6 protein-coding genes are annotated in these 10,669 nt (G+C 35.5%); 1 reads left to right on the top strand and 5 read right to left on the bottom strand.

What is annotated here, in order from left to right; genetic code table 11:
- Positions 1-1,915 (bottom strand): Cna B-type domain-containing protein (locus C564_RS0127395; RefSeq protein WP_231382365.1); only part of this gene is annotated, 1,915 nt, incomplete at its 3' end.
- A gap of 1,535 nt (positions 1,916-3,450) precedes the next feature.
- Here C564_RS0127395 and C564_RS0127390 point away from each other — a divergent pair.
- Complete coding sequence (locus C564_RS0127390; protein ID WP_018767587.1) at positions 3,451-4,038, top strand: GNAT family N-acetyltransferase; 588 nt, start codon at positions 3,451-3,453, stop codon at positions 4,036-4,038.
- 886 nt (positions 4,039-4,924) lie between these two features.
- Here C564_RS0127390 and C564_RS0127385 read toward each other — a convergent pair.
- The 4 genes from C564_RS0127385 to C564_RS0127370 form a co-directional block, all read right to left on the bottom strand.
- A complete protein-coding gene (locus C564_RS0127385; protein WP_018767586.1) occupies positions 4,925-7,405 on the bottom strand; it encodes an RICIN domain-containing protein in 2,481 nt (826 codons plus the stop codon).
- A 36-nt stretch (positions 7,406-7,441) separates the two neighbouring features.
- The gene (locus C564_RS0127380) at positions 7,442-8,095 is read right to left on the bottom strand and encodes a DUF11 domain-containing protein (RefSeq protein ID WP_018767585.1); all 654 of its coding nucleotides are present in this window, start codon (positions 8,093-8,095) and stop codon (positions 7,442-7,444) included.
- A gap of 109 nt (positions 8,096-8,204) precedes the next feature.
- Complete coding sequence (locus tag C564_RS0127375; RefSeq protein ID WP_018767584.1) at positions 8,205-8,930, bottom strand: DUF11 domain-containing protein; 726 nt, start codon at positions 8,928-8,930, stop codon at positions 8,205-8,207.
- A gap of 44 nt (positions 8,931-8,974) precedes the next feature.
- The gene (locus tag C564_RS0127370; protein ID WP_018767583.1) at positions 8,975-10,636 is read right to left on the bottom strand and encodes a DUF7507 domain-containing protein; all 1,662 of its coding nucleotides are present in this window, start codon (positions 10,634-10,636) and stop codon (positions 8,975-8,977) included.
- Positions 10,637-10,669 lie beyond the last annotated feature (33 nt).

Below are 10,669 nucleotides of genomic sequence, written 5' to 3'. Positions count from 1 at the left end.
TCCAACCCGTTGCTTCTGTTACTTCTTGCGTCGCAACTACTTGGCCATTTTGTAGTAAGTCTACTTTGATCATTTTCGGACGATCTTTCGCATTCTCATCTTTCCATGTCTTCGTTCCTTCTACTTTTGTTTGACTTACTTTTGTATTTGTAATGTCATACCCTTTTACTTCTGTTTTATATCCATCTACTGGCTGTTCTTTCACTTCGTACTTATATGCCTTGCCTTCGGCATCATAACCAGCTAAATCTTTAAATTCATATTTCCAACCCGTTGCTTCTGTTACTTCTTGCATCGCAACCACTTGGCCATTTTGTAGTAAGTCTACTTTAATCATTTTCGGACGATCTTTTGCGTTATCGTCTTTCCATGTTTTCGTTCCTGTAACTGAAACCTTTGGTATTTCTTTTTTAGTATTTGTAATTGTAAACCCTTCATTAGGAGTACCTGTTACAACTGATTCATACCCATCAGGTATACTATTTTCTATGACATCATATTGAATTTCCTCACCTTGTTCATTGTATTTAGGTAAATTTTCAAATGTATAAGATGTCTCACCATTATTTAAATTAATAGTCTGTAAAACAGATGCATTCGCGTCTGAATGATGACCACTCAACAACTGAATTTGAATGTTAGGTTTAATTTCAGTTGCATTGACCCATTTTTTTAATACTGGAATATTAATAGTTTTAATTTTATTAGGAATCGGCAATTTAACTCCAGCTGTAGCATTTGAATCAATCTTAAAACTTATTTTTGCCTGTGGATCAAAATCAATATACTTCGGAGCTGAAATCTCTTGTACATAATAATTACCTGGATGTAAATCAGTGATTTCAACCATACCTTGTCCATCTGTTGTAAACACATCACCAACTTGTTGGCTCGATTCTGTATATAACTTAAATGAGACATTTGATATTACTTTTTCTTCATCCCCTTCAAGATGCTTAATAATTCTTAAAGTTCCTTTTGGAGGTAAGTCACCCTCAGCACCACCACCAAAAGCAATGTTTTTGACTGAGGCACTATCTGAATTAGAAACCGGTTCTTCGTTCATAACCTGGTAATTAATCGTATAATTATTTTTAAAGAATTCTTGTTTTTTTCCACTTTCATTTATAGTAGCCTTATAACTAATAGTAAAAGATTTTCCATTTGCAGAATTCTTATAAATAATGACTTCAAATAAGTTATCACCAGTAAACTTAATCACTCCATAACCTTGACTTTGAAATTCTTCAATTGATAAAGGTCTATTTCCATTAATTTCTATTCCGAAACTATTTTTATTAAGCGTTTGACCTTCTTGCAAACTATCAGACAAAACAATATCAGAATTTAACTGTTCTTTTTTTAAATTCATATTCAAGAACCAGCGTACTTCATCCGCTTTGTCTGGTTGAATATCACCTGATTTATAGAAAAACTGTCCAGGTTCTGTACCACCACCATTTGAATTAACAATAGTTACAGTTTGATATTCTAAATTTGTCCCTAAATTTGTTTGGACTTTTTTCTCTTCACCCACTGCTATATTAGAAGCTTGAACTGTAAAATTAAAATGCCCTCTAATATTCTGAAGTTTCTCAACTGTATCATTAAATGTACATACCACATTACTGTCATTTACTTCACAAGTACCAAAATTACGATTTTGATCATTATTTAACGGAATTGACACCTTAAATCCGCGTAATTCTGTAGGTAAGCTTAATGTTAACGTATCTCCAGACTTCATATTGTTTCCAGATTTATCACTGAAATTCACTCTTATTCCGGTCGGTTCCCCATACTGTAGTGTCGTTTTGTCAATTTTAAAACTATCAACAAATCCTGTTGAATTTAATTCTTGTGCGTTTACTATATGTCCTATTATTGGTACAAGATTTTGACCTATGGTAAACATAAAAATTATACAAGTTAAAAAAAGAGAAGTTACTCTTTTTAAATATATAGCCATGTTATCCCCCTATAAATTAAATTGAAATGGCTGCTGTTACAAATATGCTGTAGCTTTGAAAAAGTCATTCAAACTCCTAACATATAACGGAACAGATTTTTAATACATCAATAATCTTTTTCTATTATGTTATTAAGATATTTCACTTAGTTTGAGTAATTATTGCTAGCATCTTTTTCTCTTTCTTCAACTCTTCTATGTCATTGGATAAATCAGATTCTGACTGTTATGATATGAGACTAAGAAACTTGAAAAGAACCGAAAGCTTTCTTGAAGAAATCACTCGTATTTTCTTCAGAGTCTACTGCATGTTGTAAATACCTCCATTTGCTATGCAAACAAACTATCATAAAACAAAATAATACCTCTCATTAAGCATGAAGTTCTACTTAAGCTATCACTTCCTCTCTTAAAATATTAAATATTTTTAATTATTTATGTAATCCTCTTTCCTAAATCATATACTAAATTTTTTGTTGAAAATTTAGTATATGATTTAGGAAAGAAGTTATTTTAAAAAATACTAACATTCAATCTATTCGATATAAGAACTTGATTCAAAATCTATTCTTTCTTTTATGATTTCATAAAAACATGTCAATTAATTATTTCTTTCGACAGATTTAGATTATATATTTAGTTTTAATCATTGTCAAAATATAATTATTCTAATTTAAAAATAATTATCAAATTACATTATGTTTATTAATAACCTAATTGAATGTACACCTACAAAAATAAATTTATTCTCGCTCCTAACTTCAGCACTGCGAAATGTTTTTCAGACTTAGTAACAGAGTTCCTACTCTACTTCGTAGGGGGATTTTGAACTAAAACATATTTGTTTAATCCCTATATACACTCAATAGTGGGATTAATTTTAACCGTCATAAACATAAATTAAATTTCTACAGAAGAAAACAACTTGTCTTTATCGGTTCTGGTGCAAATACTTAGGAAAGACATGTGTAGCATACGAAAACGATACACATATTTTAGAAATGGTATAACTTTCTTTAATTAAAAAGTTAAACCGTTTTCAAAAAAATTGCACCTCTTTATGCCTTTTCGATTGAAGAATTCTAAATGTATTTTGATCAAACTTATATATAGGTTAATTTATATTAAATAAAACAACCAGGAAAACTCCCGACTCACAGGTGTCCCTTTTAAATAAAGTCACGGTGTTTATAATAAAGTCGCGACGTTTATAAATTAAACAAAGTTGCGATGTTTTGTCCCTTTGGATCTGTTTATCTAAAGGGATGTTTTTATAGTGAAAAGAAGATCTGAACTGAAAGTCGGATTAAGGAACTGTTGAGTAGCAATAAAGTTACCCCACTAAAGGACCATATTCTGGAATATGTAATTGTATAAATAATTAAATTTTGAGATAATTGTTATTAAGGAAAGGGAGCTAAATGGAATAAGATTGCTTAATAAAAGAAGTAATGAAAATATGACTTATAAGGGGTAGAGTTATGAAGCATAAAACATCAGAAAGATTATTTAGAATAGATTGCGGAGATATCTATCTCCAAGAGTTTTCCATTAAAGATGCAGATAGTATATACAGAATTTCAAATCAACCCGAAATATTTAATTTCTTGCCAGACTGGAAATCAACAAAAGAACAAAGGGTAGATTGGGTTACCAATTATGAAATACCAGCAAATAAAGCATTTCTTGATGCCGCTGTAAATACATCAAACATAGATGGTCATTTTTTAAAACTAGGGGTATTTATTAAGGAAACAGATGAATTTATTGGCTGGTGCTGTACAGGCATTAAAGATGAGCTATCTTCACCGAATAGAGAAATTATGTATGCCATTTCAAGTGAATTTCAAAAGAAAGGATACGCTACTAAAGCGTCTAAAGGATTGATTAACTATTTGTTTACAAATACAAATTTAGATGTCATTAACGCAGTAGCTTTAATTAACAACGTTTCATCAAATAAAGTTATTGAAAAATGCGGATTTACTTATCTGAGTCAACAGACGATAGAAAACGAATTATACAATCACTATATATTGAATAAATCAGAGTGGATGAAAAATCATTAAATGAAAATGTTGTTGTTCCAGAAAAGGGCGCGATTGTTGAACAAGAATTACAAGGGTGATACATATTATACATGACTAATATGTATCACCCTTTATTTTTTATGACTTTTTACGTTTTAGGTATTGATAACTTTAAAACAGTACAGCTTTTTTATAAAAGGTACGACTTTGTTTCAAATCTACAATAAGGGGTCCAGCCGAGATACGTGTAAAAATAGGTCATAGACTTACTTTTATTTCCAATCTGATTTTAAATCGAATTTTTTGTTGTTTATAAAACTCCTTCATGCGTCTAAACTTTCATTTTCATTTGTCACGTAAACAAACGTTTACGTGACAAATGAGAACCAGGATAAAATAATCATATAACTGTCTTAACTAGATATGGCATGCTTTATTCTTTAGACGGTTTGCCTAGTTATACCATTTCTTTTACAATATGAGAAATGGCTTTGCCATCATTTAACATTTCAATCACTCGATTGTATATTTTTGTTATTCCCCCTTTTCGAGGGAATGGGCAAAAACACTCGATTTCCAATCGTTATAAATTCCCTTGTAATTTCAACTAGAGGACACCCTAAACGTTTCCCCCTGTTTTTGGGTAGGAGCAATCCCGTCAGCCTGCCGTTCCTTTTCCACAAAAGAGAACAAAATGTTTACAAACATCCTAACGTTATTTCAAAGTAACAATTGAACAGATTGTTTTGGCTCTATGTCTCTATTAAATAACTTTTTATACCATAACACAAAAAAGACATGAGTCTATACTTCTCAATGACTCATGTCTTTTCTTTTTAAAGTTAATTCTATCGTTTTTATTAAAAGCAAATACTTCTACTTTGTGCTATTATAGCGAAACACATACTTTAATTTATAAAAAGTATTATTTTAATTTTGTCAATTCCCAACGTTGGGCATCTGTACCATTATCTGGCCATTGTTGAATATTAGCACCATTGTTTTGCATACTACTCTTCAGATCGAGTAATTGGCCGCTATGCTTAGCAATCAATTTAAACGTTCCATCCGAATTTTTTTCGATTTTCCATTTTTGATTGTCACCACCAATGTCTTCCCATTGCTCTACATTCGCACCATCACTGTTTGAAACTCCAGACACAGTAAGCAGTTTTCCACTATGAACTGCTTTGATTTTATAATATCCATCTGCCAGCTTCTCTAGTTCCCATTTTTGATGATCTCCACCGTTATAATCCCATTGTTGCACGTTTGCACTATTATCCTTTGAGGCGCTAGATATATCTAATACTTTTTGACTTCCTCTATTTTTGATGATATAGACACCACTGTAGTCAAGTCCAACAATACCATCGCAACAAAGTATTTTGGCTTTTTGCAATGTGTCTTGTTGCAGCTTTTCGTCTAAAATGATTTTTGTTAGTTTGTGGGTCAACTGTTTATTCACATTGAGTAATTCCTCTGCGGTCTGCTTCCCTTCGTTGAAGGCCCGAATTGCATCTTGTATTTTTAATTTTTCTGCTACGATTACTCCTGCAGCCACTAACTCAGCTTCTCCAATACCAGTCACGATTTTCTTCTGTGCTTCTTCACAATTGCTTTCGTGAATAGCTGTGACTTCATTCGTCATTTCTTCTTTACGATAAATTTGTCCATCAGGAATAAGCTTATATTTATAATTAACTTTTGCTTTGTTTGTCACTTTCTTAGGAACTGGGTCACCAATCAACACTTGGAAGGTGACTCTTGTCGTCGTCCCAGGCCCTACCGTACCAATATTCACACCACTTTCTATATTGCCTGAGAGTGGGCGCCCATCTATCTGTAAACTACCTGGAACCAACTTCGTTCCATTTGGAACTTGATCCTCAATTACGACATCGGTCAGTGGTGTATCACCTGTATTAGCAACTTCAATGGTATAAGTTATAATGTTACCTGCCTTGACATAAACCGACATGTCTTGCTGTTTAACTACCTCTACCTCTACTTTTCGAATGACCGTAATGGCTTCATTACTATTTGCCGTACCTGCCGAGACCGGTAAACCTGGGGCACTTTGGAAATCATACACGACAGTAGCTTTATTCACCGCTTGATTGTCTGGTGGCACTTTTAATACTAAAGCTTGAAAGGTAACTTCCGTCGGGCCTTCGATAGATATGGAACCAATGTCAACTCCTTTTGTCGGATCCCCACCAGGTATAGGCACGCCATCAACCTGTAAGCTGTTTTCAACAAACTTTAATTCTGGTGGAAGAGTGTCTTTTAAAATAGTTTTTTGTGCTTCAGTCATTCCACTGTTTTCAATCAATAGAGTGTAAGTAAGAATTTCACCCACGATAGCTGCTTCTTTATCTACTTCTTTATTAATTTTGATTTCTGGACTATTCACATCAATTTGGACACCCAGACCTGTCACGATATAACCATCTGATTTCGAAGTCAATTGAACCAATGCCTCCGTTTGTGAATTCTCCATAGCTGTAGAAGCGTCCACATTGGTAATATCCCAATTATAACGAACTGCTGGTTCGGCACTTCCTGGTGTGACATTTACATTCCCATAGGTACCACTCGTATCTAGATTCCCTGCATCATCATTAATTTGTGAAGCAAAGAAGTTGTCAATCGGATTATTGGGACCTGAGATGGGATTCAAAGAAGAGACATCTTTTCCAAAAAGTAACTGATCCCCTGGAATCTTAGAATCTCCTTCCATTGCGGTTAGCAACAATCTTGCTTTGACATCCCCAAGTTGAGGCGTAGAGAAGCCAGCAATTTTCTGACTTATTGATCCAGTCTTCTCAATCGATGCAGTTCCGACATGAACATTCATATTTCGAAGAGGCAGTGTAGGATCTTTATAAACCACAGATAAAGTCCACCCAGCCACGTTGTTCCCTTTATATCTTTGTACTGTCGCTGGTACACCACTAACAGTATACTTACCAGTCCCACCTGCATCTATAAGATTAGTAACATTGGCAGAGCGAACATAAAATATTTGGTTCGCCTGGGCTACTTGCTGACTCGTAGTCGGATCTGGTGTAATGAGGGTGCTCCCTTTTGGCGAGATTAACGTTATGGCCCGATCTATTTCACTCGTCACATCCTCGGTACTCGTTTTTGTTGATCCACCCCAAATTAGCTCTGCATATAATACTATGCTTCCCGTTGGTAAGCGAAGCTGTGCAGCAGAAGCATTTTCTTTCCAATCCAGTGTGGTACCTGCAGGATATCCTGGTACCTGCTTAGATAAATCTAATGTGATAAATGCACCAATATCTGTATAACTGATATTGGTATTACTTAGACCCAATGTGTTGCCAGTAAAAGTAATTGCTCCGTTAGTCGTGGTTGAATATCGCTGAATAAACGCCATGATTCTCACCCTTTCTCTATTTATCTATTTCTATCCCTACTTACAACCACAACATAGGTCTTTAACTTGATCTAACTTTTTCTTCAACTCTTTTTCCAGATTAGCAATCTGCTGAACTGCTTCCTTTGCACTCTTGTTAATTTCTAGCAAATTCGTCACTTTAATCCGCCCACCTCGGAATGAATTAATCGCTGCTTGAATCTTTTCACCTTCCATGTGAAGAATCGTAGCCAGGCCTTTTTCCTCTTGTCCGATGGAATGAATGATCAAGTCACGTGACCATTCACAGGTTGTTCGTCCTGCTGGCACATTGGTTTGTACTTCGTTACTGACGGTATCTACATAACCACCTGAATACTGAGAGCCCATGTAAGCTTTATTCCTAATCACTCCACTAGAAGGAGGTTTAATCACTTCAACTTTAAATGTAATAATGATAGGCCCTTCAATGGATAGATTATCAAGTACAATCGTTTTCGTTGGATCTTCACCAGGTTTTGATTCGCCGTCAATTTCCACACTATTCGGAACAAACTTCAACTCTTCTGATAGAAAGTCTTTAAAATGACAATTAGTAACATCAATTAGACTATCATTGGAAATGGTAAACGTATATGTTAGAATATCTCCTACCACCGCATCAATTTTGTCTACTTCCTTTTCTATACTCACTTTCGGAACATTAGACATGTGCCTCTTCCTTTCTTTTCTGTAATTCATACCTTATTAGTGATGAATCAGATTCCCTATTTTTCAAGAACATCTGAGGAAAAGTGAGACATCCTCTTCCCCTTCTTCTCTACTTACAACCACTACATAAATCCTGAATTGTATTTCTCTTGTTCTGTAGTTCTTGTTTCAATGTAGATAATGCTTGAGAAACACCATTTTCACTCTGAATAATCAAATTATGTTCATCTTTTGTAATTCTGCCATTATTTAGGGATTGATTAGCCGCCTGTATTTTTTCTGCTTCTGCATCCAGTAACTCCGCAATGGCCTTCTCTTCCTGTTTAATCGAAAATTCAATGTTACTTTGGTTGTTCTCACAGTTAGTAGGAGGGCGCACAATCACTTTTGTCTCTGTTATATTACTAGCTACTTCTCCTTTTTTGATAGGTAATCCAGGAGCACTCTCAAATTCATAATTTAAGGTTGCTTTATTTTTCACTAGCTCATCTGGAGGAATATTGATTACTTGCGCTTGGAATGTCACTTCAATCAGCTCTCCCGTTCCTACCATTCCTAGCTTGATCCCATGATTTACATTCACACTAGATTGAGGCACACCATCCACAAAGACACTGCCTGGAACAAACTTCAACTCTTTGGGGAGGATATCTTTCAAGATAGTGTTTTGTGCGTCAACTGGATCCATATTTGTTACAAGGACGGTATAGGTCAAATTATCTTTCACTTTTGCCTCAGTTTTGTTTACTTTTTTATTGATTTCTATCTTCAGACTATCCCCCGTTAATCTATTCGCCTCAGTTTTCATATTTACATACCCTCGAACTTGAGACATATTTCATCACCCTTTCCGTCATCGAATCAAATTATATATGGATGTTATGAGCAAAAATCACAAATTTCTTGAGTAACAGCGAGTTTATCTTTAAGCACCGATTCTAGTATGATTAGACTGTCTAACATATCCGCTACACTTTCATTGACAGCGATGAGATCTTGGGCTTCTATTTTCTTATCCCCAAACGCACGAGCAGCTACTTCAATTTTTTCTGCTTCTGCCCGCATAATCCTAGCAATGCTTTGTTCCGCCTCAGCAATTGTTTGGATGATCTGATTTTTCCCTTCTTCACAGGTAGGTGGCTCAATCACTTCTATCCCAGGTTTATTACTAATACTCGTCGCCGTCGAAATAGGTAAGTCTGGTCTACTCTGAAAATCAAAAATCATCGATGCTTGATTATGCACCACTTTATCTTCAGGTTCTTTCATGATTTTTGCTTGATACGTGATGAGGACTGTTTCTCCTACAGCCAAAGTACCAATGTTCACACCCTTAGCAATATCTTGCCCTGGCCATGCCGCACCTCTAATTCGTAAACTATCTGGTAAATATTCAAGCTCTGGATCTAAGTAGTCCTGAAAAATCACATTAGTCGCATCTACATAGCCATCATTTTTTACTTCCAAGGTGTAAGTTACTATTTCACCTACTACAGCTTGTTTTTTATCCGCCGACTTATTCATTTTTATGATCGGGCTATTGGCGTCAATCTGTACCCCATATCCACTCACCAAATAGGTATCTTGTGCTGTCGCAATACGGGCGATCGCTTCGGTTTGACTATGATGCAACGTGTGAGAAATATCTACATTTGTGATATCCCAACCAGATCGTACGCCAAATCCGTCTGATCCAAGAGGCTTATTGAGCGTTCCAGCAGTTCCACTAGTATCTAAATTTCCTAAATCATCGTTAATCTGCGACGCAAAAAAATTATTTCCAGGATTATTCGGCCCAGATATCACCGAAAGCGACGAACGATCGGGACCAAATTCAAAGCGATCGCCAGGAAGATTAGAGTTTCCTTCCAGCGCGGTAAGCATGACACGTCCCTGGATATCCCCACCTTCTGGGGTTTTAAAATTATAAATCAACTCATCCACTGGAGGATTAGACATAGAAATCACTTGAGACCCAACATAAATATTCATATTTCGAATTTTAAATAATGGATGTTTATAAGCAACGGCCAACGTCCATCCCACCGTATTAGTAGAAGCTAGAAAAGTACAATCTCTTACCGTTCCGGGAACACCACCTACTATATAAGTTCCGACTCCACCTTTTTGTACAAAGTCAGTTACATTCGCAGAGCGAACATAGAAAACTTGACCGCCAAAGACAGACTCTTCTCGTGCAGTGAGGGCATCTGGTGCGATGGATACAGTAGCAGCTGGCGTGGTAAAAGAGATCGAATTATTGATAGCTGAACGAACATCAGTATATTGATCTTTAGTCGATCCACCCCAGATCAACTCGGCATACAGTACTTCACTGTCTGTAGGGATTTTCAGCATCGCCAAAGAGGAATTTTCTTGCCAGTTCAATGTACTTCCAGCTGGATATCCTGAAACTTGTTTAGAGCTATCAGTTGTCAAAAAAGCCCCGATATCTGTACTTCCATCTGCATAACCTAATGTATTTCCTGTAAATGTAATTGCACCATTGGTTGTTTGGGTGAAACGATGAATAAATGGCATATTCTTCCCCCTTTTCAATCTAAATAAAGCTAA

The organism is Bacillus sp. 105MF, assembly GCF_000374885.1.
Classification (GTDB): domain Bacteria; phylum Bacillota; class Bacilli; order Bacillales; family Bacillaceae_G; genus Bacillus_A; species Bacillus_A pseudomycoides.
This window is presented reverse-complemented; position numbering and strand designations above follow the sequence as displayed.